This window comes from Streptomyces sp. R11 (assembly GCF_041051905.1).
In the GTDB taxonomy this organism is placed as follows: domain Bacteria; phylum Actinomycetota; class Actinomycetes; order Streptomycetales; family Streptomycetaceae; genus Streptomyces.
This window is the reverse complement of the sequence record NZ_CP163432.1, coordinates 1,618,376-1,641,723: the sequence shown is the minus strand read 5'-3', so window position 1 is coordinate 1,641,723 and position 23,348 is coordinate 1,618,376. Positions and strand designations below refer to the sequence as shown.

General features: G+C 70.9%; 22 protein-coding genes and 1 tRNA gene. 17 read left to right on the top strand and 6 right to left on the bottom strand.

Features of this window, described 5'->3' with window-relative positions; all coding sequences use genetic code 11:
* Nucleotides 1–2,478 (bottom strand): SCO7613 C-terminal domain-containing membrane protein, encoded by a 2,478-nt coding sequence (locus tag AB5J55_RS07425; RefSeq protein WP_369269886.1) that lies wholly within the window; start codon nt 2,476–2,478, stop codon nt 1–3.
* A gap of 100 nt (nt 2,479–2,578) precedes the next feature.
* Between AB5J55_RS07425 and AB5J55_RS07420 the strand changes: the two genes are divergently transcribed.
* Nucleotides 2,579–3,037 carry an SRPBCC family protein gene (locus tag AB5J55_RS07420; RefSeq protein WP_369269885.1) on the top strand — a complete coding sequence of 153 codons (459 nt, stop codon included), beginning with the start codon at nt 2,579–2,581 and terminating at the stop codon, nt 3,035–3,037.
* Between the two features lie 39 nt (nt 3,038–3,076).
* Nucleotides 3,077–3,148 (top strand) — tRNA-Val (locus AB5J55_RS07415).
* A gap of 74 nt (nt 3,149–3,222) precedes the next feature.
* Here AB5J55_RS07415 and AB5J55_RS07410 read toward each other — a convergent pair.
* Nucleotides 3,223–3,948 (bottom strand): 3'-5' exonuclease, encoded by a 726-nt coding sequence (locus tag AB5J55_RS07410; protein WP_369269884.1) that lies wholly within the window; start codon nt 3,946–3,948, stop codon nt 3,223–3,225.
* A gap of 168 nt (nt 3,949–4,116) precedes the next feature.
* Here AB5J55_RS07410 and AB5J55_RS07405 point away from each other — a divergent pair, with 168 nt between their 5' ends.
* From AB5J55_RS07405 to thrS, 3 genes are all read left to right on the top strand, one after another.
* Nucleotides 4,117–4,683 carry a DUF4365 domain-containing protein gene (locus AB5J55_RS07405; RefSeq protein ID WP_328428959.1) on the top strand — a complete coding sequence of 189 codons (567 nt, stop codon included), beginning with the start codon at nt 4,117–4,119 and terminating at the stop codon, nt 4,681–4,683.
* On the top strand, nt 4,680–5,909 hold the full coding sequence (locus AB5J55_RS07400; RefSeq protein WP_369269883.1) for a hypothetical protein: 1,230 nt from the start codon (nt 4,680–4,682) through the stop codon (nt 5,907–5,909). Before AB5J55_RS07405 ends, AB5J55_RS07400 begins: the two co-directional genes overlap by 4 nt.
* A gap of 121 nt (nt 5,910–6,030) precedes the next feature.
* The gene (thrS, locus tag AB5J55_RS07395; RefSeq protein WP_369269882.1) at nt 6,031–8,007 is read left to right on the top strand and encodes a threonine--tRNA ligase; all 1,977 of its coding nucleotides are present in this window, start codon (nt 6,031–6,033) and stop codon (nt 8,005–8,007) included.
* A gap of 28 nt (nt 8,008–8,035) precedes the next feature.
* On the opposite strand, the gene AB5J55_RS07390 is transcribed toward thrS, so the two are convergent.
* The gene (locus AB5J55_RS07390) at nt 8,036–8,695 is read right to left on the bottom strand and encodes a potassium channel family protein (protein WP_369269881.1); all 660 of its coding nucleotides are present in this window, start codon (nt 8,693–8,695) and stop codon (nt 8,036–8,038) included.
* A 78-nt stretch (nt 8,696–8,773) separates the two neighbouring features.
* Here AB5J55_RS07390 and AB5J55_RS07385 point away from each other — a divergent pair, with 78 nt between their 5' ends.
* Nucleotides 8,774–9,322, top strand: a complete 549-nt coding sequence (locus AB5J55_RS07385) for an HIT domain-containing protein (protein WP_234762993.1) — start codon at nt 8,774–8,776, stop codon at nt 9,320–9,322.
* Nucleotides 9,323–9,459: 137 nt separating this feature from the next.
* Here the strand turns inward: AB5J55_RS07385 and AB5J55_RS07380 are convergent, their stop codons facing one another.
* Together AB5J55_RS07380 and AB5J55_RS07375 are read right to left on the bottom strand one after the other, a co-directional pair.
* Complete coding sequence (locus AB5J55_RS07380; protein ID WP_369269880.1) at nt 9,460–11,121, bottom strand: hypothetical protein; 1,662 nt, start codon at nt 11,119–11,121, stop codon at nt 9,460–9,462.
* Between the two features lie 180 nt (nt 11,122–11,301).
* Nucleotides 11,302–13,500: an elongation factor G-like protein EF-G2 gene (locus AB5J55_RS07375; RefSeq protein WP_369269879.1), complete on the bottom strand. Its 2,199-nt coding sequence runs from the start codon at nt 13,498–13,500 to the stop codon at nt 11,302–11,304.
* A gap of 218 nt (nt 13,501–13,718) precedes the next feature.
* Here AB5J55_RS07375 and pgsA point away from each other — a divergent pair, with 218 nt between their 5' ends.
* From pgsA to AB5J55_RS07355, 4 genes are all read left to right on the top strand, one after another.
* Nucleotides 13,719–14,465, top strand: coding sequence for a phosphatidylinositol phosphate synthase (gene pgsA, locus AB5J55_RS07370; RefSeq protein WP_369276121.1), 747 nt, complete (start codon nt 13,719–13,721; stop codon nt 14,463–14,465).
* A complete protein-coding gene (locus tag AB5J55_RS07365; RefSeq protein WP_369269878.1) occupies nt 14,462–15,388 on the top strand; it encodes a phosphatidylinositol mannoside acyltransferase in 927 nt (308 codons plus the stop codon). Before pgsA ends, AB5J55_RS07365 begins: the two co-directional genes overlap by 4 nt.
* Nucleotides 15,385–16,563: a glycosyltransferase family 4 protein gene (locus AB5J55_RS07360; protein WP_369269877.1), complete on the top strand. Its 1,179-nt coding sequence runs from the start codon at nt 15,385–15,387 to the stop codon at nt 16,561–16,563. Before AB5J55_RS07365 ends, AB5J55_RS07360 begins: the two co-directional genes overlap by 4 nt.
* 198 nt (nt 16,564–16,761) lie before the next feature.
* On the top strand, nt 16,762–17,304 hold the full coding sequence (locus tag AB5J55_RS07355; RefSeq protein ID WP_369269876.1) for a hypothetical protein: 543 nt from the start codon (nt 16,762–16,764) through the stop codon (nt 17,302–17,304).
* Here AB5J55_RS07355 and AB5J55_RS07350 read toward each other — a convergent pair.
* The gene (locus AB5J55_RS07350; protein ID WP_369269875.1) at nt 17,301–17,744 is read right to left on the bottom strand and encodes a VOC family protein; all 444 of its coding nucleotides are present in this window, start codon (nt 17,742–17,744) and stop codon (nt 17,301–17,303) included. The genes AB5J55_RS07355 and AB5J55_RS07350 overlap by 4 nt on opposite strands.
* Before the next feature lie 147 nt (nt 17,745–17,891).
* Here AB5J55_RS07350 and pdxS point away from each other — a divergent pair, with 147 nt between their 5' ends.
* From pdxS to yajC, 7 genes are all read left to right on the top strand, one after another.
* On the top strand, nt 17,892–18,797 hold the full coding sequence (gene pdxS, locus AB5J55_RS07345) for a pyridoxal 5'-phosphate synthase lyase subunit PdxS (RefSeq protein WP_328428971.1): 906 nt from the start codon (nt 17,892–17,894) through the stop codon (nt 18,795–18,797).
* Nucleotides 18,798–18,810: 13 nt separating this feature from the next.
* The gene (gene pdxT / locus AB5J55_RS07340) at nt 18,811–19,419 is read left to right on the top strand and encodes a pyridoxal 5'-phosphate synthase glutaminase subunit PdxT (RefSeq protein ID WP_369269874.1); all 609 of its coding nucleotides are present in this window, start codon (nt 18,811–18,813) and stop codon (nt 19,417–19,419) included.
* Between the two features lie 48 nt (nt 19,420–19,467).
* Nucleotides 19,468–20,220, top strand: a complete 753-nt coding sequence (locus AB5J55_RS07335; RefSeq protein ID WP_062707727.1) for a YebC/PmpR family DNA-binding transcriptional regulator — start codon at nt 19,468–19,470, stop codon at nt 20,218–20,220.
* Nucleotides 20,221–20,357: 137 nt separating this feature from the next.
* Nucleotides 20,358–20,897, top strand: a complete 540-nt coding sequence (gene ruvC / locus AB5J55_RS07330) for a crossover junction endodeoxyribonuclease RuvC (RefSeq protein ID WP_190073905.1) — start codon at nt 20,358–20,360, stop codon at nt 20,895–20,897.
* On the top strand, nt 20,894–21,499 hold the full coding sequence (gene ruvA, locus AB5J55_RS07325) for a Holliday junction branch migration protein RuvA (RefSeq protein ID WP_328882876.1): 606 nt from the start codon (nt 20,894–20,896) through the stop codon (nt 21,497–21,499). The genes ruvC and ruvA overlap by 4 nt, the downstream gene beginning before the upstream one ends.
* A gap of 94 nt (nt 21,500–21,593) precedes the next feature.
* Nucleotides 21,594–22,664 (top strand): Holliday junction branch migration DNA helicase RuvB, encoded by a 1,071-nt coding sequence (ruvB, locus tag AB5J55_RS07320; protein ID WP_369269873.1) that lies wholly within the window; start codon nt 21,594–21,596, stop codon nt 22,662–22,664.
* A 175-nt stretch (nt 22,665–22,839) separates the two neighbouring features.
* On the top strand, nt 22,840–23,337 hold the full coding sequence (gene yajC / locus AB5J55_RS07315; RefSeq protein WP_369269872.1) for a preprotein translocase subunit YajC: 498 nt from the start codon (nt 22,840–22,842) through the stop codon (nt 23,335–23,337).
* Nucleotides 23,338–23,348: the final 11 nt, after the last annotated feature.

The following is a 23,348-nucleotide window of genomic DNA, read 5'->3' as shown; positions in this document are numbered from 1 at the left end:
CTAGTGCATGCTGCCCAGGAATTCCCGCATCTTTCGGGCGTCCCTGAGGCGTTGCTCGTACGTCGCTCCGATGGCCAGCAGGAGAAGGCCGGCCAGGGCGGGCGGTACCCAGCGGGGGAGTGCGTCGGTCACCTGGGCGATGTACGGGGCGAGTTCGTGCAGGGCGTCCAGGGCCAGCACCGCGCCGCCGAGGAGGAGCGGTGCCTGGAGGTGGTGGCGGGCGCCGAGCAGGGTGACCGCCAGGGCCGCCAGGCCGAGGAGCAGGGGGCGCGTCCAGTGCGGGTCGCCCCAGGCCGCGAGGAGGCTCGGCACGAGGGTGGCGGCGAGTCCGGGGCCGTACGCCGTCCAGGACGAGGTCTGCGGATCGCGGCGCCTGTGCAGGGCGCCGACCAGCAGAGCCGGGACCGTGACCGGCAGCGTGTACGCCTCGGGCGTCCCGACGTCCCAGGCCGTCAGACGCACCCACGTGGCCAGTACGAACAGCGCGGCGGAGGCGTAGGCCACGGACCGGCGTTCCGGGCGGACCGCCGTACCGGCCGTGATCACACCGCACAGCGCCAGCACCAGGGCCAGCATCGGCAGGTCGGCCGGTGCCGCGGCCAGCGCGACGGCGAGCAGCGCGGCGATCGCGCCCGTCACCTCGACCGGGACCGCCGCCCGCGCGTCACCGAGCCGTGCCGCGAGCAGAGCCGCCGCCACCGGGACCACCAGGACCAGCAGGGCGACGTACTGCGCCTGCCAGCCGGCCGCAGCCCCCGCCGCACAGGCCAGCCCGGCGGCGTACGCGAGCCCGGCCGGGGCCGTGACCGGAGCGAGGTGCGCCTTCCAGGAGCCCGCCGCGAAGAGCGCCGTCAGCGCGGCGAGCACGGTGAGGGTCGCGGCCTCGCTGGTCAGCGAGAGGAAGGCGAGGGGGAGTGAGGTGAGGAGGGCGAGGACCATGGCGGTCGCGCGAGGGGTGGGGACGCCGATGGGAGTGGCTGTAACGGCTGCGGGCTCCCCGGCGGTGGTGGGTTCCTGCGTCGAGGCCGCCGACGGCTCCTGCGCCGTCGCCGGCTGTTCGGACGGTCGTATCCACGCGGCCGCCGCGAGGGCGCCGGCCGTGGTGATTGCCAGGGCCGCCAGGCCCACGGCGTAGGGGACTTCGAGCACGGCGGGCAGGACCAGCGCCGTCGCCCACGCCAGCGCCAGTACGCCGGTCAGGGCCCGGGTCCGCCACGCGGTGTCGCGTGCGGCGAGGAGCAGTACGGCGGCGACCGTCGCCAGGACGACCGGCACCGTCTCCGAATGCGGGGGCCAAGGAGCGTCGGCCGCCATCGCCTGCCGTACATCGCCGGGCGCCCCGGACCACACCTGATCCACCCAGGCCACCGGACCCGCGAGCGCGATCGCCACCAGCGGCAGCGTCCACAGCAGGGCGAGTCCCTGTACGGCGGCGGAGGCCCGGGTGAGCCCGTCGCGCAGCGCCTGCGGCAGCCGGTCCGCGCGGATCGCCGCGAGCAGGGCGATCCCGCACACCAGATACACCGGAACCGTCCACGCCTCCGGCAGCACGGGGCGGGCGGTGCCGCCGAGCGCAGCGACCGTGAGGAGACCGGCGGCGACGGAGAGGCCGAGCGCCTGCTTCGCGGCGGCCTCCTGCCACGCCGCCGAGACCGCGATGCCCGCGGCCAAGAGGAGGAGCGCCGCCGCACGGGCGGCGGCGCTCGGGCCGGTGGCCGTCCAGGACAGCCAGCCGGCGGCCCACACGCCCCACGCGCCCATGCCGTACGCACCGATCACAGCGGTGATCCGTACGGACCCGGCAGGCACCCGGAGCGCCACACCCGCGTCGAACCCGGCCGTCACCAGCACGGCGGCCGTGATCCCGAGCATGCTCGCGTCGGCCGCCACCGCCCACAGGGTGAGCGGGAGTTGGGCGGCGAGCAGAGCGGCGGGCAGGGGCAGATGCAGCTCGGAGGTGCGCGGCAGCAGGCCGTACGCCGTCCACAGGGCCGCCAGCACGGCCGAAGCGGCCGCGAGGTAGCCGGTGGCGTCCACGTCGGCCAACCCGACCTCGTGCAGCGCGTAGGCGTCGAGCGCAGTCAGCACGAGCCCCAGGCCCGCCACCGACTCGGCCGTCGACCGCAGCCCGCGCTTCAGCAGCGGCAGCGGCGCGGCGAGCACCGCCACCGTGACCGCGCCGAGCACCAGGGCCCGCCCGGCGATCCCCATGTGCCCCCAACTGACCAGCGTGAACGCCATCGCGGCGACCGTCAGCAGGACACCGCCCAGCACCAGCAGGACGTTCTGCACCCGGGGCGCCGAGGCCTCGGGGCGGGGCGGGGCGAGAGGCGCCGGAGCGGACCGGGGCGCCGCCGCTTGCAGCGCGGTGACCAGCCAGGCTCGGCGGTGCAGCAACTGGGCCCGACGGGCGTCCAGTTGGCGCAGCTCGAGGTCGAGGAGCCGCAACTCCTCGGCCGGGGGCGGAAAGTGCGTCATGCCAGGAGTGTGGTCCGCGTCACGCCGCAGGACATGAGTGCGCATACTCAGTACGTACTCAGATACGGCGGAAACCCCCTGGCGGGGGCAGACTCGGCCCATGGACTGGAGCCACTACCGCTTCCGAAGCCTGTGGGCCCTGCCCGCGCCGCCCGCCGCGGTCCACGACGCCCTCGAACGGGCCGAGGACTACCCCCGCTGGTGGCCCCAGGTGCGCGAGGTGACCCGGATCGACGACACCAGCGGCGTGATCACGATCCGCTCCGTCCTGCCGTACGACATGACCTTCACCGCGCGCGAGGTGCGGCAGGACCGCGGGGCGGGGGTGCTCGAGATCGCCATGTCCGGCGACCTCGACGGCTGGGCGCGCTGGACCGTCACCCCGCGCGGCCGGGGGAGTCTGGCTCGCTACGAGCAGGTCGTCGACGTGAACAAGCCGCTGCTGCGGCGGCTCGCGGTACCCGGGCGGCCCGTCTTCCGTGCCAACCACTGGCTGATGATGCGCTCCGGGCGGCGCGGATTGACGGCCTACCTGGCCGGTGGTCAGCAAGCGGTTTGAAGGAAACGCGCGGGGACCTGTATTGTTCAGTCCGTTCCCGGGCGATTAGCTCAGTGGGAGAGCGCTTCGTTCACACCGAAGAGGTCACTGGTTCGAACCCAGTATCGCCCACCGGGAAAGGCCGGTCCGCCACAGCGGACCGGCTTTTTTGTGCGCTGTGCCTCCTATGCGGTGCGCCTTTCCTCCTATGCGGCCGCCGGCAGATCCGGACGCAGTGGCCACGCAGGGTCCACCGCCTCGTCGCTGCCGCTGCGGGCGAACCACGCCTGCAGCCCGCGCGCCTGTGCCGCGTGCCACACCGCCTGCAGCGTGTGCAGCTCGGCGGGGGACAGGCGCTCCAGGCGGGCGGCGAAGCGGCGCCCCACCGCCCGTACGACCTCCAGTGAGGCCAGTGCGTCGGCCGCCGCGTCGTGCGCGCCGTCCAGCGTGACGCCGTAGTGCGCACACAGGTCGGTCAGGGTGCGGCGACCCTTGCGATAGCGGTCCAGATGCTTGTCCAGCACGCGCGGATCGAGCACCAGCAAGGGCGTCGTCTCGAACCAGTGGTCCAGCGAGGAGGCGCGATGACGGCGCAACTCGCGGTCCAGCAGCGTCAGATCGAAAGGCGCGTTCATCACCACGATCGGCCGGGCCGTCGCGGCCTGACCGGCCAACTCCTCGGCTATCTCCTGCATCACCGGCGCCGGCCAGCGGCCGTTGCGCTGGAGATGCTCCTCCGTCAGTCCGTGTACCGCCGTTGCCGCTTCCGGCACCGGGACACCCGGGTTCACCAGCCACTGGGTCACCCGTGGCCGGGTACCCGGGGCGTCCTGGACGACGACGGCCGCCGAAACGATCCGGTCGGTCTCGACGTCCACGCCTGTCGTCTCCGTGTCGAATGCCGCCAGCGGGCCCTCATACCAGCACGCCATACCTACACAACCCCTCGTTCACCCACGGCAGCTGACGTACCGTCTTCTGCCCGTTTGGTGATACCCGGGCTGTTTGCGGCGTACGCCGGGAGGACACAACAGGAGTGCGGGTCTTTGCAGTTCAGCGGCCCGCTACGGGGATTTACCTGGCGTGGAAGGCTGTTGGTCATGGCGATAGCGCAGCCCGAGCGGGGCGGGCTGCTGCCCGAACTCACGGGCCCCCATCGCGGTTCACTCGCCACCACCGCCTGCATGGAGACACTGCAGGTGGGTTATCTGCACGCCGTCGCGGCGGCGGCCGGGTGTTCCCTGTCGCAGCCATTTCCGGACAACGGCATCGACTGGCACGTCAGCCACAGCGCGCCCGGCCACACGGTCGACGACGAGGTCACCATAAAGGTGCAGCTCAAAGCCACTTACCAGATCGCGCCGAACCCGCCCGGCCGCTTCTTCTCCTTCACGCTCGACAACGACCACCTGGCGAAGCTCGCCCGCACCCCGGTCTCGGTGCACAAGATCCTCGTCGTGATGCTCGTTCCGCGCACCCAGGACGACTGGCTGCGTGCCAGTCACGACCGGCTCGACCTGCGGCACTGCTGCTACTGGGTCAACCTCGCCGGTCACGCGATCACCGGCCGCCGCCGCACCACCGTGCGAATACCGACCTCACGCATCTTCGACGACCGGGCGCTCTGCGAGATCATGACGCGGGTCGGTACGGGAGGCAGACCATGACACACCGCCCCCTGGAGGAGCCGGTACGGCCGGTCAGGCCGCACCCGGTCCACGCGTCCTGGGACCGTCCCCCCGAGCCCGGCGACGTGGACCCCGCCGTCCTCAGCGCCCTGCTGCACCGGCACGGCTGGCAGCGGCGCGGGGGCGCGGCGGGACGCTACGGCCGCTGGACCCCGCCGGGACCGGGCGGCAACGGCACGAGCCTGCTCGTCCCCGAGTCCCGCGCCTTCCCCGACAGCGACGACCTGCTCGGCGAGGCGCTTGACGCGCTCTCCCGCAGCGGCACGCCCGCCGCGCGCGAGGTGCTGGTCGGGCTCGCCGTGCCCAGCGACGAGGTCCGCTGGTGGCGGGACGCGCCGAGCGGGCCGGCCGGGGCCGCGCCCTGGACGGTCGAGGAGGAACTGCGCACCGCCGCCCGCCAGATGCTCCTCGCCGCGGCGCTCGCCACGCGCGCGCGTGCCGGCTACTACGGCGCACGGCACCGCCGCTCGGCCGCCGCGATGCTGGAGAGCGTCTTCGTCGGCTCCGCGGCCGGCGGCGGCCACCTCGCCGCCTTCGTGCCCGTCGGCGCGGGCCGCCCGCTCGCCGTACGTCTCCACCAGGCCCTGTACGCCGCCCGCGAGGCCATCGACTACCAGCGGGCCACCGGCGGCATGGACGCCTTCGACGGCGCCGTCGAGGCGGGCGTCAGCCGCGAACTCACCGAGGCCCTGATCGCCCTCGTCCGCGGTACGGAGGGGGCCCGCATCGCCGTCGAGTGGGCGCCCGCGGCCGGGGTGCCCGAGGACTGCGCGGGCGGAGTCGAGCCGGTCGAGTTCTCGCCGGGCGACCTGCCCGTGCTGCGTGAGGCCGGGGCCCGCTACCTGCGCGAGGAACCCTCCGTGCCGGTCCGGATCACGGGCACGGTCGTACGGATGCGCCGATCGGGAACGCGCGGGGAGGGCACCGTGAGGCTGCGTGTCATTGCGGGCGCCGAGATCCCGCACATCCGGCTGACCCTGGACGAGGAGTCGTACCGCATTGCCGGGCACGCCCACCTGGTCGGGCTGCCGGTGCGGGTGCACGGGCGCCTGGAGAGCCGAGGCGGCTTCCGCAAGATCACCGGGGCCTCGGGCGTCGTACCCGTACAGGTGGACGAGGCCGAACGGGACCGGCTGATGAAGTCCCTCCAGGAGGATCTGGACTTCTTCGAGGAGGCCTGCGGCGGGGAGGACGCCGGGGACTGAGGGATGCCCGCCCGGGACTGAAGGTGACCGTTTCGCGGTCGGCCCTCCGAGGTCGGTACGATCGCGTAATGCGCGCGCTCCTGGTATGGCGCCGTATTCCACCTTCAGTCAGGAGAGACCGGTGTCAGACGTCCGTGTGATCATCCAACGCGATTCCGAGCGGGAAGAACGCGTGGTGACGACGGGCACTACGGCCGCCGACCTCTTCGCCGGCGAGCGCTCGATCATCGCCGCGCGCGTGGGCGGCGAGCTCAAGGACCTGTCGTACGTGCTCGCCGACGGCGAAGAGGTCGAGGGCGTCGAGATCTCCTCCGAGGACGGTCTGAACATCCTGCGTCACTCCACCGCGCACGTGATGGCGCAGGCGGTGCAGGAGCTCTTCCCCGAGGCCAAGCTGGGCATCGGCCCGCCGGTCAAGGACGGCTTCTACTACGACTTCGACGTCGAGAAGCCGTTCACGCCCGAGGATCTCAAGGCCATCGAGAAGAAGATGCAGGAGATCCAGAAGCGGGGGCAGAAGTTCGCCCGCCGCGTGGTGAGCGACGAGGACGCCCGGGAGGAGCTCGCCGCCGAGCCCTACAAGCTGGAGCTGATCGGCCTCAAGGGCTCCGCCTCCTCCGACGACGGCGCGGACGTCGAGGTCGGCGCCGGTGAGCTGACGATCTACGACAACCTGGACGCGAAGACCGGCGACCTGTGCTGGAAGGACCTCTGCCGCGGTCCCCACCTGCCGTCGACCCGCGCGATCCCGGCGTTCAAGCTGATGCGCAACGCGGCCGCCTACTGGCGCGGCAGCGAGAAGAACCCGATGCTCCAGCGCATCTACGGCACCGCCTGGCCGACCAAGGACGAGCTCAAGGGCTACCTCGACTTCCTCGCCGAGGCCGAGAAGCGCGACCACCGCAAGCTGGGCAACGAACTCGACCTGTTCTCGATCCCCGAGCAGATCGGCTCCGGCCTCGCCGTCTTCCACCCCAAGGGCGGCATCGTCCGCCGCGTGATGGAGGACTACTCGCGCCGCCGGCACGAGGAGGAGGGCTACGAGTTCGTCTACACCCCGCACGCGACGAAGGGGAAGCTCTTCGAGACGTCCGGGCACCTGGACTGGTACGCCGAGGGCATGTACCCGCCCATGCAGCTCGACGAGGGCGTGGATTACTACCTCAAGCCCATGAACTGCCCGATGCACAACCTGATCTTCGACGCGCGCGGGCGTTCCTACCGTGAACTGCCGCTGCGCCTCTTCGAGTTCGGGACCGTGTACCGGTACGAGAAGTCGGGCGTCGTGCACGGCCTCACCCGCGCACGTGGCTTCACGCAGGACGACGCGCACATCTACTGCACCCGTGAGCAGATGTCGGACGAGCTCGACAAGACGCTCACCTTCGTCCTCGGTCTGCTGCGCGACTACGGTCTGACCGACTTCTACCTGGAACTGTCCACCAAGGACCCGGAGAAGTTCGTCGGCTCGGACGAGGTCTGGGAGGAGGCGACCGAGACGCTGCGCCAGGTCGCCGAGAAGCAGGGTCTGCCCCTGGTCCCGGACCCGGGTGGGGCCGCCTTCTACGGGCCCAAGATCTCCGTCCAGACCAAGGACGCGATCGGCCGCACCTGGCAGATGTCGACCATCCAGCTCGACTTCAACCTGCCGGAGCGCTTCGACCTGGAGTACACCGGTCCGGACGGTGCGAAGCAGCGCCCGGTCATGATCCACCGCGCGCTGTTCGGCTCGATCGAGCGGTTCTTCGCGGTGCTCCTGGAGCACTACGCGGGCGCCTTCCCGGCGTGGCTGGCCCCGGTCCAGGCCCTCGGCATCCCGATCGGCGACGGTCACGTCGACTACCTGGAGAAGTTCGCCGCGGCGGCCAAGAAGAAGGGCCTGCGGGTCGAGGTCGACTCTTCCTCGGACCGTATGCAGAAGAAGATCCGCAACGCCCAGAAGCAGAAGGTGCCCTTCATGGTCATCGCGGGCGACGAGGACATGGCCAACAACGCCGTCTCCTTCCGCTACCGCGACGGCTCGCAGGAGAACGGCATCCCGTTCGACGAGGCCATCGCGAAGATCGCGAAGGTTGTCGAGGAGCGGGCGCAGGTCTGATCCGACAGCTCAAGAGGCCCCCGGAGGTTCAGCTCTCCGGGGGCCTCTTGTCGCTCTCACGGGAGAAGACCTGGAGCAGCCAGGAGGAGAACGAGCCCGTCACCGCGCCGAGCAGGGCCAGCCCGCCGGCCATCATCGCGATCGCGATCGACCGGCCACGCGTGGTCACCGGGGTGATGTCGCCGTATCCGACCGTGGTGAGGGTCGCTGCGGCCCACCACAGCGCGTCCCCGAACGTCCGCATGGTGGCGCCCGACGCTCCCCGTTCCGCCTGGTAGACCGCCAGGGAACCGGCGAAGCCGAGCAGCAGGGTCGCCAGGCTCGCGTAGGCGATCACGCGGGCGTGCAGGGCGAGCCGGGGTTCCCCCTGCCGGTGCTGAATGACGTCGTAGAGCGGAACGATCCGCAGCGGCCGCAGCAGCGGCAGGACGACCACCACGGTGTGCAGGAAGTGGGTCCTGGCGAAGCGCAGGAAGCGCTGCTCGCTCAGCTGCCAGCGGACGACGTAGTCCACGGCGAACAACACCCAGAGCGAGAACATCGTGATCTCGCACACGCGCTGCCAGCCGGACGGCATGCTCACGGCCAGGACGCGGACCGCGTAGGCGGTCAGGAAGACCAGCGATGCCAGAAACAGAGGGATCTCGGTGCGCTGCTCCCAGCGGGTGTAAAGGCTGTCGTCGTCCACTGACTCAGCTTGGCCGGTGGCCGCTCTCCCGTCGCCCCGGCGACACGCCACGAACGGACGAAGCAATATGCTGCACGCATGACGAGTGAGCCGGAGCAGCAGTGGGGAGTGGGGATCCAGGACGCGTTCCAGCGCCTGTGGACGCCCCATCGGATGGCCTACATCCAGGGTGAGAACAAGCCGACCGGTCCCGGCGCGGACGACGGCTGCCCCTTCTGCTCGATCCCGGCCAAATCCGACGAGGACGGGCTGGTCGTCAAGCGCGGCGAGCAGGTGTACGCGGTCCTCAACCTGTACCCGTACAACGGCGGCCACCTGATGGTCGTGCCCTACCGCCACGTCGCCGACTACACCGACCTCACCGAGCCGGAGACGGTCGAGCTGGCCGCCCTGACCAAGCAGGCGATGACGGCCCTGCGGACCGCTTCCGGGGCCCACGGCTTCAACATCGGCATGAACCAGGGCACGGTCGCCGGCGCCGGCATCGCGGCCCACCTCCACCAGCACATCGTCCCGCGCTGGGGCGGCGACACGAACTTCATGCCGGTGGTGGGCCACACGCGGGTGCTGCCACAGCTGCTGGCGGACACCCGGAAGATGCTGGCGGAGGCCTGGCCGGCGGCTTGACGCCTGGGCCGACGGTGCCGATCAACCAGCCCGTCCGGCGTTTGAGGGCGAGGCCGTTGAGGCCGAAGGGGGGTCTGGGGGGCGCAGCCCTCAGGGCCGGTCACCCAGACCCACCTCGCGGCTCAACCGCCGGAGGCCTACGCGTCGTACACGTCGGCCTTCCGTGGCATCGGATCCTGCACCGCCGTGCTCAGGAACGCCGACCGTGAACCGAACTTGTCGGTGTCGACGCCGTTCTCGTCGAGCACCTTGATCGCCGCGGCATGCACCACCCGCAGCACCGGCGTGGCCGCGCGCAGCGCGTCGTCGGCCATGAACCGGTGCCGCCACGGCTGGTCCGCCCACGCGTGCCGCAGGCCGAACGGCTCGGGCAGCCCCATCGTCCCGCCGAGCCAGTTCAGCAGCGGCGGATACCAGGAGATCGGGGCCCGCACCGCCAGCCGCACCACCTCGTCGGGGTTGACCAGGGGGAGCTTGACCTTGCGGGTCTCCCACGGCTTGAACGACTTGGTGACCTCCTTGGTCGGCGCCTCGGGCTTCTCCTGGAAGAGCCCGTTCACCGGACCGAGGGCATGACCGGTCACCTCGATGCGCAACGTCTCGTGCAGCACGGTCACCGTGATCAGCATGGTGATGATCAACTGCCCGTCCCAGAGCGTCCACTGGACGCCCAGGTAGTGCCGGTCACCGCTGCCGAACTGCTGCTTGTTGCAGATGTCCTGTATCGCGTGGGTCTTGACCTGGTACGCCTCGACGTCCGTGCCCTCCGGGCGGGACACCGCCTTCGCACCCTCCGCGATCGGCGTGACGACCCAGTGCCGTATCGAAGGCTTGGGGAAACCACCGGTGTTCAGCGGACCGCGCTCCAGCATGCGCAGCTGGTCGTGGATCGAGCGGATGACGTCCCAGCTGCGGAACGGGTGGATCTCCCGCGTGGAGTCCGCGGCCACCAGGTCCTCCGCCAGCTGCCAGCTGCCCCAGCGTGTGCCCATGCCGAGTATCCCCTTGGGCCCGGCGTAGAACACGGAGTTGGACTGCTGCTCGGCGCTCAGCTTCGCCAGCGACTGGCGCAGCTGCTCGGCCTGGGTCTCGGTGGGGCTGGTCGGCACCGCCTCCGGCACCTTCGCGCCGACGCTGCTGCCGGCCAGCAGGCTGTCCCAGCGCTCGCGCAGATCCCTCGCGGTGCGCTCGCACACCTGCTTGGCCCAGAACCATCCGACCACGGGCATGAGGACCGAGGCCCGCGCATACCAGGCCCAGAAGCCGGTGAACGGCATGCGCAGCAGGAAGAGCACGGCGAGCGCGCCCACCGCCACGAGCAGCACCGACGCGAGGGCGCCGCCGCGCTTCTCGTCCCGCTTGACGATGGTGGTGCGCAGCGTGAAGACCAGCAGCCACACCAGGAGCCCGGGCAGGAACAGCACACCGCAGATCACGGTGATGGCGCTGAGCATCCGGTCGCGCGCCTTGCGGATGTTGTTCGCGGCCAGACAGTGCTCGACGACGACCTGCGGCTCGGTGCCGAAGGACTGGATCAGGGGCTTGCGGCCGCTGCCGAGCATGCGGTCGACCACGGCCCGCGAGAAGGCCTCACCGAGGTTGGGACGGAAGATCCTCGCCCAGCCGCGGCCCGCCTTGATGTCGGTCTGGTGCCATTCGTTGTCGGCCTTCTTGATGTCCTCGTACGGATTGTCCCGATAGGCCGCCGAGGCCAGCGCGAACGTCGCCGTCTGGCCCTCGCCTGCCGTGCGCGGCACCTGCGGACCGAAGATGTCCGCGTAACCGCTCTCAACGGTCATTCCCGCCCCCGATCGCCGCAGTGTCGCTCCTGCGGCCTTCCCGACTTCCGTACGTCGCACACCTGTTGATCAATGATCAGCGTATCCTCCGCCACCGACATTCGTCGGCGGACGGCTGAAGCCGCCCGCCGACGCGGAGGGGAGCGTTCCGCACAGGCCACTTGGTGGCGCCGGCGTGAACTACGAGGCGTCGCGCGCCTCTTCACGAATCCTTTCCGCGATCTGCGCCGGCATCGGTTCGTGCCGTGCGTACGCACGGTTGAAGCGTGCCGTGCCGTGCGACAGCGAGCGGAGATCGACGGCGTACCGCCCGATCTCGATCTCGGGCACCTCGGCCCTGATGAGCGTGCGGCTGCCGTTGGTCTGCTCGGTGCCGAGGACACGGCCGCGCCGCCCGGACAGGTCGCTCATCACGGCGCCGACGTAGTCGTCACCGACCAGGACGGACACCTCGGCCACCGGCTCCAGCAGATGGATCTTCGCGTCGGCAGCTGCCTCGCGCAGCGCGAGCGCGCCGGCCGTCTGGAAGGCGGCGTCGGAGGAGTCCACCGAGTGCGCCTTGCCGTCGAGCAGTGTGATCCGGACGTCGACGAGCGGATGGCCGGCCGCAACTCCCTTGGCCGCCTGGGCCCTTACGCCCTTCTCCACCGAGGGGATGAACTGGCGCGGCACCGCGCCGCCGACGACCTTGTCCACGAACTCGATTCCCGAACCGCCCGGCAGGGGCTCGACCTCGATCTCGCAGATCGCGTACTGCCCGTGCCCGCCGGACTGCTTCACATGCCGGCCGCGACCCGCCGACTTGCCCGCGAACGTCTCCCGCAGCGAGACCATGTGCGGTACGACGTCGACCTGGACGCCGTAGCGGCTGCGCAGCCGTTCCAGCGCGACATCCGCGTGAGCCTCGCCCAGACACCACAGCACGACCTGGTGGGTGGCCTGGTTCTGTTCCAGTCGCATGGTCGGGTCCTCGGCGACCAGCCGGGACAGGCCCTGCGAGAGTTTGTCCTCGTCAGCTTTGCTGTGCGCCTGGATGGCGAGCGGCAGCAGCGGGTCGGGCATCTGCCAGGGCTCCATCAGGAGCGGATCGTCCTTGGCCGACAGCGTGTCGCCGGTCTCCGCGCGGCTCAGCTTCGCCACGCACGCGAGGTCACCTGCGATGCAGTGGCTGAGCGTGCGCTGCTGTTTGCCGAACGGCGCCGACAGGGCGCCGATGCGCTCGTCGACGTCGTGGTCCTCGTGGCCACGGTCCTCCAGGCCGTGCCCGGATACGTGCACCGTCTCGTCGGGGCGCAGGGTGCCGGAGAAGACCCGTACCAGCGAGATCCGGCCGACGTACGGGTCGGACGCGGTCTTCACGACCTCCGCGACCAGCGGCCCGTCCGGGTCGCACACCTTCAGCGCGCGGGGTTTGCCGTCGACCGTGGTGACCGCGGGCGCCTCCCGCTCCAGCGGGGTGGGGAACCCGCGCGTGATCAGCTCCAGCACCTCGATGGTGCCGAGCCCCTGCCGGGCGCCGTCGGTCGCGGGTGCCGCGGCCAGGACGGGATGGAAGGCACCGCGCGCGACGGCCCGCTCCAGGTCCTCGATCAGCGTCTTGACGTCGACCTGCTCGCCGCCGAGGTACCGGTCCATCAGGGTCTCGTCCTCCGACTCGGAGATGATCCCCTCGATCAGCCGGTTGCGGGCCTCCTCGATCTGCGGCAGTTGGTCCTCGCCCGGTTCGGACTCCTTGCGCTCCCCGGAGGCGTAGTCGAACAGCTGCTGCGACAGCAGCCCGATCAGTCCGGTCACGGGCGCGTGCCCGTCGGGGGCCTGCGGGCCGTGCAGCGGCAGATACAGCGGGAGCACGGCGTCGGGGTCCTCCCCGCCGAAGGCCTCCGCGCAGATCCGCGTCATCTCCTCGTAGTCGGCCCGGGCGGACTCCAGGTGCGTGACGACGATCGCGCGCGGCATGCCGACGGCCGCGCACTCCTCCCACACCATGCGGGTCGAGCCGTCCACGCCGTCCGAGGCCGAGACGACGAAAAGGGCCGCGTCCGCCGCTCGCAGACCGGCCCTGAGCTCCCCGACGAAGTCGGCGTATCCGGGGGTGTCCAGAAGGTTGACCTTGATGCCGTCCCATTCGACCGGCACCAGGGAGAGCTGTACCGAGCGTTGCTGCCGGTGCTCGATCTCGTCGTAGTCCGAGACGGTGCCGCCGTCCTCGACGCGGCCCGCCCGGTTCACCGCCCCCGCTGTGAGTGCGAGGGCTTCCACCAAGGTGGTCTTGCCCGATCCGGAGTGGCCGACCAGTACCACATTCCGTACGGACGCGGGGTGGTCGGCCGCTGTAGCCCTGCCGGCGGCTCCGGGGTGTGCGTTCGCCTTGTCGCCCATGGTCCTGCCTCCCGTGCACGGTGAGGTCACTGTGGGCGCGGACATGCGGATCCGCGTGCGATGGCGGCTCCGGTGACGCCCGCGGTCCTTCGAGCTTTCCACTCCCGTCACGGTGCGTCCATACGGCGGACGCGATCGCGCCATCCGGCACCGGTGGACCTGCCCGCCGGACCCGGGTACGAGTGCCCGGCGGTCGCACGCACGCGCGCGTGGCTACGATGGGCCAGCCGGTGGCCAGCAGGGGCCGCGGCGCCACACCGACCCTCGGGAAGGCCATGCTGAACAAGTACGCGCGTGCATTCTTCACGCGTGTTCTCACACCGTTCGCCGCGTTTTTGATCCGGCGGGGCGTCAGCCCGGACACGGTCACGCTCCTCGGCACGGCTGGAGTCGTCGCGGGCGCGCTGGTCTTCTACCCCATGGGCGAGTTCTTCTGGGGCACGGTCGTGATCACGCTCTTCGTGTTCTCCGACCTCGTCGACGGCAACATGGCCCGTCAGCTCGGCCGCTCCAGCCGCTGGGGTGCCTTCCTGGACTCCACGCTCGACCGGGTCGCCGACGGCGCGATCTTCGGCGGCTTCATCCTCTGGTACGCCGGTGGGGGCGACGACCTCGTCCTGTGCGCCGTCTCGATCTTCTGCCTGGCCAGCGGCCAGGTGGTGTCGTACACCAAGGCGCGCGGCGAGTCGATCGGGCTGCCGGTCGCGGTCAACGGACTGGTCGAGCGCGCCGAGCGTCTGGTGATCTCGCTGGTCGCGGCCGGGTTGGCGGGCCTGCACAAGTTCGGGGTACCGGGCATCCAGTACCTGCTGCCCGTCGCCCTGTGGATCGTCGCCGTCGGCAGCCTCGTCACGCTGATCCAGCGGGTCGTCACGGTCCGTCGCGAGTCCGCCGAGGCGGAGGCCGCCGCGGACGCGCAGGACAAGTCGCAGGGAGCCTCCCAGGGGAGCGAGGCCGCCAAGTGAGCGCCCAGGACCGCCTCACGGACGCGCTGTACGGACTCGGCTGGGGCACCGTCAAGAAGCTCCCCGAGCCGGTGGCGGTACGGCTCGGCCGCACTATCGCCGACCTCGCCTGGAAGCAGCGGGGCAAGGGCGTCCGGCGGCTGGAGAGCAACTACGCGCGCGTGGTGCCCGACGCGACCCCGGAGCGCCTGGCCGAGCTCTCGCGCGCGGGCATGCGGTCGTACCTGCGCTACTGGATGGAGTCCTTCCGGCTCCCGGCCTGGAGCGCCGAGCGCGTCAAGAGCGGCTTGGACGTCAAGGACGTCCACTACGTGACCGACGGCTTGGCCGCCGGCAAGGGCGTGGTACTCGCGCTGCCGCACCTGGCCAACTGGGACCTCGCCGGCGCCTGGGTCACCACCAAGCTGGAGACGCCGTTCACGACGGTCGCCGAGCGTCTCAAGCCGGAGACGCTGTACGACCGCTTCGTCGCCTACCGCGAGGGCCTCGGCATGGAGGTCCTTCCGCACAGCGGCGGCACCGCCTTCGGCACGCTGGCCCGCAGGCTGCGCGACGGCGGCCTGGTCTGCCTGGTCTCCGACCGTGACCTGTCCGCGTCCGGCGTCGAGGTCGAGTTCTTCGGCGACACGGCCCGGATGCCCGCCGGCCCGGCGCTGCTGGCCCAGCAGACCGGGGCGCTGCTGCTCCCCGTCACGCTCTGGTACGACGAGTCGCCCGTCATGCAGGGGCGCGTGCATCCCCCGATCGAGGTACCCGAGACAGGTACCCGGGCCGAGAAGACGTCTGTCATGACACAGGCGCTGGCCGACGCCTTCGCCACGGGGATCGCCGAACATCCGGAGGACTGGCACATGCTCCAGCGCTTGTGGCTCGCAGACCTGGAACCACGACCGGCCGACGGCCCGGCAGGAGAGCGTCCGTGAGGATCGGCATCGTCTGCCCGTACTCCTGGGACGTGCCAGGTGGCGTCCAGTTCCACATCCGCGACCTCGCCGAGTACTTCATCCGGCTCGGCCACCAGGTGTCCGTCCTGGCCCCGGCCGATGACGACACCCCGCTGCCGCCGTACGTCGTCTCGGCGGGCCGCGCGGTGCCGGTCCCGTACAACGGCTCGGTCGCCCGCCTGAACTTCGGCTTCCTCTCGGCGGCCAGGGTCCGCCGCTGGCTGCACGACGGCCGGTTCGACGTCATCCACATCCACGAGCCGACGTCGCCGTCCCTCGGCCTGCTGGCCTGCTGGGCCGCGCAGGGCCCCATCGTGGCCACCTTCCACACCTCCAACCCGCGCTCGCGGGCGATGATCGCCGCGTACTCGATCCTCCAGGCGGCCCTGGAGAAGATCAGCGCCCGGATCGCGGTGAGCGAGTACGCCCGTCGCACGCTGGTGGAACACCTCGGCGGCGACGCGGTCACCATTCCCAACGGCGTCGATGTCGACTTCTTCGCCAAGGCCGAGCCCAACCCCGACTGGCAGGGCGACACGATCGGCTTCATCGGCCGCATCGACGAGCCGCGCAAGGGCCTGCCGGTCCTGATGAGGGCCCTGCCGAAGATCCTCGCCGCCCGTCCGCAGACCAGGCTCCTGGTGGCGGGCCGCGGCGACGAGGAGGAGGCGGTGGAGTCCCTGCCCGCCGAGCTCCGCTCCCGCGTCGAGTTCCTCGGCATGATCAGCGACCAGGACAAGGCCCGCTTCCTGCGCAGCGTCGACCTGTACGTCGCTCCCAACACCGGCGGTGAGAGCTTCGGGATCATCCTGGTCGAGGCGATGTCGGCCGGCGCCCCCGTCCTCGCCTCGGACCTGGACGCCTTCGCCCAGGTCCTCGACCAGGGCGCGGCGGGCGAACTCTTCACCAACGAGGACGCGGACGCCCTGGCCGAGGCGGCGGTACGCCTCCTGGAGGACCCGGTCCGCCGGGCCGAGCTGCACAAGCGGGGGAGCGCGCACGTACGCCGCTTCGACTGGTCGACCGTGGGGGCGGACATCCTGTCGGTGTACGAGACGGTGACGGCGGGCGCTGCGGCGGTGGCCGCGGACGAGCGGACCGGGAGCGGTGGGGTCGGCGGGCTGCGGGCTCGGTTGGGGTTGGCACGGGACTGAGGGCGAGCGAGCAGCGGGTTGTTCCAGGCGCCGGTCCCGGCTTTCAGCCCGTCCGGCGTTTGAGGACGAGGCCCGTTCAGGGCCGAAGCGGGGGTCTGGGGGCGGCGGCCCCCGGCGACGGCAACACGGGCGCCCCCGCACGCAACACCGACGCCCCGCACGAACCCCGGCTGACCCGGCGGAGCTAGGGTGCCGCCCGTGACCGCAACTCTGATCTGGATCCTCGTAGTCCTCGTGGCGATCGGCCTCTACCTGAGCTGGACGGCAGGTCGCCTGGACCGGCTGCACGCCAGGATCGACGCGGCCCGCGCCGCACTCGACGCGCAGCTGCTGCGCCGCGCCTCGGTGGCCCAGGAACTGGCCACCTCCGGTGTGCTGGATCCGGCCGCGTCGATCGTCCTGTACGAGGCCGCACATGCCGCTCGGCAGGCCGAGGAGGAGCAGCGGGAGGTCGCCGAGAGCGAGCTGAGCCAGGCGCTGCGGGCCGTGTTCGCCGAGCCCCAGCAGGTGGAGGCCGTACGGGAGGCGCCCGGGGGCGAGGAAGCGGCCCGCGAGCTGACGGAGGCGGTGCGCCGGGTACCGATGGCCCGCCGCTTCCACAACGACGCCGTACGGGCGGCCAGAGCGCTGCGGCGCCACCGCAAGGTCCGCCTGTTCCGCCTGGCGGGTCACGCCCCGTTCCCGCTGGCCTTCGAGATGGACGACGAGCCCCCGGTGGCCCTGGCGGACCGGCCCGCCTAGGACGCGCCGAAGTCGGGGATCGTGAGGGAACCATCGGCGGCGAGCGGGAACCCGGGGTTGTGCGCGATCTCCCACGCGTGGCCGTCGGGGTCGACGAAGGCCCCGGAGTAGAAGCCGACGGCATTGGTGGCCGCGGGCTTGGTGACGGTTGCCCCGGCCCGTGCCGCGGCCGCGAGCAGCTCGTCGACCTCGGCGTCGGAGCGCACGTTGTGGGCCAGCGCGATCCCGCCGAAGCCGCCCGCCGGGCCGGCCGCGCCGTCGGTCAGCCCGCAGTCCAGCGCCAGCTTGTCGCGGCCCCACAGCACCAGGGCCAGCCCGCCCGCCTGGAAGAAGACGGTCTCCTCGACCTCCTGGCCCCGCCAGCCCAGGGCCTCGTAGAAGGCACGGGAGCGCGCCACGTCGGAGACTCCCAGCGTGACCAGGCTGATGCGCTGTTCCATGGCAAGGACACTAACGCGGCACGGTCAGGGCGGCGCCCCGGCAGACAAAACGATCCACCGCCTCACCATTGGCCCTTGAAGTGGCCCGTACACTTCACGTTTCCTCGATGCTTGCAGTAACCCTCTTTCACACAGCGAGGTCAACCCGTGTCCATCTCCGAAAACCAGGCCCCCGAGACCGGCACCGCACGCGTGAAGCGCGGCATGGCCGAGCAGCTCAAGGGCGGCGTGATCATGGACGTCGTCACGCCGGAGCAGGCGAAGATCGCCGAGGACGCGGGCGCCGTCGCCGTCATGGCCCTCGAGCGGGTTCCCGCCGACATCCGCAAGGACGGCGGCGTGGCCCGGATGTCCGACCCGGACATGATCGAGGGCATCATCGACGCCGTCTCCATCCCGGTCATGGCCAAGTCCCGCATCGGCCACTTCGTCGAGGCCCAGGTCCTGCAGTCGCTCGGCGTCGACTACATCGACGAGTCCGAGGTCCTCACCCCGGCCGACGAGGTCAACCACTCCGACAAGTTCGCCTTCACCACCCCCTTCGTCTGTGGCGCCACCAACCTCGGCGAGGCCCTGCGCCGCATCGCCGAGGGCGCGGCCATGATCCGCTCCAAGGGCGAGGCAGGCACCGGCAACGTCGTCGAGGCCGTCCGCCACCTGCGCCAGATCAAGAACGAGATCGCCAAGCTGCGCGGCTTCGACAACAACGAGCTGTACGCCGCCGCCAAGGACCTGCGCGCCCCGTACGAGCTGGTCAAGGAAGTCTCCGAGCTCGGCAAGCTCCCGGTGGTGCTGTTCTCCGCCGGCGGTGTCGCCACCCCGGCCGACGCCGCGCTGATGCGCCAGCTCGGCGCCGAGGGCGTCTTCGTCGGCTCCGGCATCTTCAAGTCCGGCGACCCGGCCAAGCGCGCCGCCGCCATCGTCAAGGCGACCACCTTCTTCGACGACCCGAAGATCATCGCGGACGCGTCCCGCAACCTCGGCGAGGCCATGGTCGGCATCAACTGCGACACCCTCCCCGAGACCGAGCGCTACGCCAACCGCGGCTGGTAAGGCACCACATCCCATGAGCAACACCCCCGTCATAGGCGTCCTGGCCCTGCAGGGCGACGTACGGGAGCACCTCATCGCCCTGGCCGCGGCAGACGCCGTGGCCAGGCCGGTGCGGCGCCCCGAAGAGCTTGCCGAGGTGGACGGCCTCGTCATCCCCGGCGGCGAGTCCACGACCATCTCCAAGCTGGCCGTCCTCTTCGGCGTGATGGAGCCCCTACGCGCGCGCGTGCGGGGCGGCATGCCCGTCTACGGCACCTGCGCCGGCATGATCATGCTCGCCGACAAGATCCTCGACCCGCGCTCGGGCCAGGAGACGATCGGCGGCATCGACATGATCGTGCGCCGCAACGCCTTCGGACGGCAGAACGAGTCGTTCGAAGCGGCGGTCGACGTCCAGGGCATCGCGGGCGATCCTGTGGAGGGCGTCTTCATCCGCGCCCCCTGGGTCGAGTCCGTCGGCGCCGAGACCGAAGTCCTCGCCGAGCACGACGGTCACATCGTCGCGGTCCGCCAGGGCAACGCGCTCGCCACGTCGTTCCACCCGGAACTGACCGGCGACCACCGCGTGCACGGCCTGTTCGTCGACATGGTGCGCGCGAACCGGACAGCCGAGTCCTTGTAGGATCTCTGGCGTTCGTTCATAGATGGGTTACGCGAAGGAGACAGGCAGATGTCCGGCCACTCTAAATGGGCCACGACGAAGCACAAGAAGGCCGTCATCGATGCCAAGCGTGGCAAGCTCTTCGCGAAGCTGATCAAGAACATCGAGGTCGCTGCGCGGATGGGCGGCGTCGATCTCGAGGGCAACCCGACGCTCTACGACGCCGTTCAGAAGGCCAAGAAGCAGTCGGTCCCGAACAAGAACATCGACTCCGCGATCAAGCGCGGTGGCGGTCTCGAGGCCGGCGGTGCCGACTACGAGACGATCATGTACGAGGGCTACGGTCCGAACGGTGTCGCCGTGCTCATCGAGTGCCTCACCGACAACCGCAACCGCGCCGCCTCCGACGTCCGCGTCGCCATGACCCGCAACGGCGGCAACATGGCCGACCCGGGCTCGGTGTCGTACATGTTCAGCCGCAAGGGCGTCGTCATCGTCCCCAAGGGCGAGCTGACCGAGGACGACGTCCTCACCGCCGTCCTGGACGCCGGCGCCGAAGAGGTCAACGACCTCGGTGAGTCCTTCGAGGTCATCAGCGAGGCCACCGACCTGGTCGCGGTCCGCACCGCCCTCCAGGAGGCCGGCATCGACTACGACTCCGCCGACTCCAGCTTCGTGCCCTCCGTCCAGGTCGAGCTGGACGAGGAGGGCGCCAAGAAGATCTTCAAGCTGATCGACGCGCTCGAGGACAGCGACGACGTGCAGAACGTCTTCGCCAACTTCGATGTCAGCGACGAGATCATGGAGAAGGTCGACGCATAACGCTGTTGCGAGCTGCACGGGCTCAACGGGCCGACGGGACACACCCGTCGGCCCGTCGCTTTGCCGGGAGTTGCAGCCCGGCGTTGTCGGTGGCACCCGATAGCCTGCACAAACAGGCGATCGATGGGAGGGGCGCGGTGCGCGTACTGGGGGTGGACCCGGGGCTGACCCGATGCGGAGTCGGCGTGGTCGAGGGCGTCGCCGGACGCCCGCTCACCATGCTCGGCGTCGGCGTCGTACGGACGCCCGCGGACGCCGAGTTGGGACACCGCCTCGTCGCCGTCGAACAGGGCATCGAGCAGTGGCTGGACGAGTACCGGCCCGAATTCGTCGCCGTGGAGCGGGTGTTCAGCCAGCACAACGTCCGTACGGTGATGGGCACCGCCCAGGCCAGCGCCGTCGCCATGCTCTGTGCCGCCCGCCGCGGCATCCCCGTCGCGCTGCACACCCCCAGCGAGGTCAAGGCCGCAGTCACCGGCAGCGGTCGCGCCGACAAGGCCCAGGTCGGTGCCATGGTCACCCGCCTGCTGCGGCTCAGCGCCCCGCCCAAGCCTGCCGACGCCGCCGACGCCCTCGCGCTCGCCATCTGCCACATCTGGCGCGCCCCCGCGCAGAACCGACTCCAGCAGGCCGTCGCCCTGCACACAGCCAAAGCACCGAAAGGCCGTACGGCATGATCGCCTTCGTCAGTGGCACAGTGGCCGCACTCGCTCCGGACGCCGCGGTCGTCGAGGTGGGCGGAGTCGGCATGGCCGTCCAGTGCACGCCGAACACCCTGTCGACACTGCGCCTCGGCAAGCCCGCAAAGCTGCACACCTCGCTGGTGGTCCGCGAGGACTCCCTCACGCTGTACGGCTTCGCGGACGACGACGAACGGCAGACGTTCGAGTTGCTCCAGACCGCGAGCGGAGTGGGACCGCGCCTGGCCCAGGCGATGCTGGCGGTGCACTCGCCCGACGCCCTGCGCCGAGCCGTCGCGACCGCCGACGAAAAGTCGCTCACCGCCGTCCCCGGCATCGGCAAGAAGGGCGCCCAGAAGCTGCTCCTGGAGCTGAAGGACCGCCTGGGCGAGCCCATCGGCGCGCCTGCGGTGGGCGCCCCGGTCACCCAGGGCTGGCGCGACCAGCTGCACGCCGCCCTGATCGGCCTCGGGTACGCGACGCGTGAGGCCGACGAGGCGGTCGCCGCGGTGGCTCCGCAGGCCGAGGCGGCCGAGGGCACGCCCCAGGTGGGTCAGCTGCTGAAGGCCGCGCTTCAGACCCTGAACAGAGCCCGCTGAATCGAGCGATGCCCCGGAAGGGCCCGAAGGCACCGCTCCGGGGACGCACTGATCCTCGTACGATCCACCCGACCGCGACCGCGAGGCACACTCCATGAACTGGGACGACACCACCGACACCCCCGCCCCCGAGCGGCTCGTCGGTGCGTCCGCCGACCGTGAGGACCAGGCCGTAGAGGCCGCGCTGCGCCCGAAGGACCTGGACGAGTTCATCGGCCAGGAGAAGGTTCGCGAACAGCTCGACCTCGTGCTGCGCGCCGCACGCGCGCGTGGCGCCACCGCCGACCACGTGCTGCTCTCCGGCGCCCCCGGCCTCGGCAAGACCACCCTCTCGATGATCATCGCGGCCGAGATGGGCGCCCCCATCCGCATCACCAGCGGCCCCGCCATCCAGCACGCCGGCGATCTCGCCGCGATCCTCTCCTCCCTGCAGGAGGGCGAGGTCCTCTTCCTCGACGAGATCCACCGCATGTCCCGGCCCGCCGAGGAGATGCTGTACATGGCGATGGAGGACTTCCGCGTCGACGTCATCGTCGGCAAGGGGCCGGGTGCCACCGCCATCCCGCTGGAGCTGCCCCCGTTCACCCTGGTCGGCGCCACCACGCGCGCGGGCCTGCTGCCACCCCCGCTGCGCGACCGCTTCGGCTTCACCGCGCACATGGAGTTCTACGAGCCCGTCGAGCTCGAGCGCGTCATCCACCGCTCGGCCAACCTCCTCGAGGTGGAGATCGAGGCCGACGGCGCCGCCGAGATCGCCGGCCGCTCCCGCGGCACGCCCCGTATCGCCAACCGCCTGCTGCGCCGGGTCCGCGACTACGCCCAGGTCAAGGCCGACGGGATCATCACGAGGGACATCGCCGCGGCCGCCCTCGCCGTCTACGAGGTCGACGAGCGCGGGCTGGACCGCCTCGACCGCGGCGTCCTGGAGGCCCTGCTGAAACTGTTCGGCGGCGGCCCGGTCGGCCTGTCCACACTCGCCGTCGCGGTGGGGGAGGAGCGCGAGACGGTCGAGGAGGTCGCCGAACCCTTCCTCGTACGGGAGGGCCTGCTCGCCCGCACCCCGCGCGGCCGGGTCGCCACTCCGGCGGCATGGGCGCATCTCGGCCTCACCCCGCCGGGCTCGCACACTGCGGGAAACGGACAACAGGACCTGTTCGGGGCGTGACGGCCCGGTCACGGCGAGCACAGTGGCCGGAGCAGGAACCCCAGTGCCATGCTGAGCGTTGTTCCATGCGCGGAGACTCGCTTAGACTCCGCCGATGCCGCCTATGTCGGCGGCACACATACCCCCAACCATCAGGCCGCTCACCATCGCGGTCGTGTGAAGGAAGTTCCGACCCGTGAGTCTCGTGACCCTCCTCCCGTTCATCGTGCTCATCGGGGCCATGTTCCTGATGACCCGGTCGGCCAAGAAGAAGCAGCAGCAGGCCGCCGACATGCGGAACCAGATGCAGCCCGGATCCGGTGTCCGCACCATCGGTGGGATGTACGCCACCGTCAAGGAGGTCAGCGAAGACACGGTCCTCGTTGACGCCGGCCCGGGCGTGGAGCTTCTCTTCGCCAAGAACGCGATCGGTGCCGTCCTGTCCGACGACGAGTACAACCGCATCGTGCACGGCATCGAGCACGACCTGAAGTCCGACGTCGTCCCGGACGACGCCTCCTCCCTCACCGAGGCCGACGAGCCCGCCGCTGCCGCCGCCTCCGACGAGAAGTCCGTCGACCTTGGTAAGAAGGACGAGAAGGACGAGGTCGAGGAGCCGTCCGACGCCGTTGCCGCCGAGGCGAAGACGGACGACGAGCCGAAGAAGACCGACGGCGACACCGACGCGAAGTAGCCATGCTCCGG

Excerpts from the sequence above, each read along its gene's own strand:
- AB5J55_RS07425 (WP_369269886.1), bottom strand. The coding sequence starts at position 2,478 with ATGACGCACTTTCCGCCCCCGGCCGAGGAGTTGCGGCTCCTCGACCTC.
- AB5J55_RS07420 (WP_369269885.1), top strand. The coding sequence starts at position 2,579 with ATGGACTGGAGCCACTACCGCTTCCGAAGCCTGTGGGCCCTGCCCGCG.
- AB5J55_RS07410 (WP_369269884.1), bottom strand. The coding sequence starts at position 3,948 with ATGGCGTGCTGGTATGAGGGCCCGCTGGCGGCATTCGACACGGAGACG.
- AB5J55_RS07405 (WP_328428959.1), top strand. The coding sequence starts at position 4,117 with ATGGCGATAGCGCAGCCCGAGCGGGGCGGGCTGCTGCCCGAACTCACG.
- AB5J55_RS07400 (WP_369269883.1), top strand. The coding sequence starts at position 4,680 with ATGACACACCGCCCCCTGGAGGAGCCGGTACGGCCGGTCAGGCCGCAC.
- AB5J55_RS07385 (WP_234762993.1), top strand. The coding sequence starts at position 8,774 with ATGACGAGTGAGCCGGAGCAGCAGTGGGGAGTGGGGATCCAGGACGCG.
- AB5J55_RS07380 (WP_369269880.1), bottom strand. The coding sequence starts at position 11,121 with ATGACCGTTGAGAGCGGTTACGCGGACATCTTCGGTCCGCAGGTGCCG.
- AB5J55_RS07375 (WP_369269879.1), bottom strand. The coding sequence starts at position 13,500 with ATGGGCGACAAGGCGAACGCACACCCCGGAGCCGCCGGCAGGGCTACA.
- pgsA (WP_369276121.1), top strand. The coding sequence starts at position 13,719 with ATGGGCCAGCCGGTGGCCAGCAGGGGCCGCGGCGCCACACCGACCCTC.
- AB5J55_RS07350 (WP_369269875.1), bottom strand. The coding sequence starts at position 17,744 with ATGGAACAGCGCATCAGCCTGGTCACGCTGGGAGTCTCCGACGTGGCG.
- pdxT (WP_369269874.1), top strand. The coding sequence starts at position 18,811 with ATGAGCAACACCCCCGTCATAGGCGTCCTGGCCCTGCAGGGCGACGTA.
- AB5J55_RS07335 (WP_062707727.1), top strand. The coding sequence starts at position 19,468 with ATGTCCGGCCACTCTAAATGGGCCACGACGAAGCACAAGAAGGCCGTC.
- ruvA (WP_328882876.1), top strand. The coding sequence starts at position 20,894 with ATGATCGCCTTCGTCAGTGGCACAGTGGCCGCACTCGCTCCGGACGCC.
- ruvB (WP_369269873.1), top strand. The coding sequence starts at position 21,594 with ATGAACTGGGACGACACCACCGACACCCCCGCCCCCGAGCGGCTCGTC.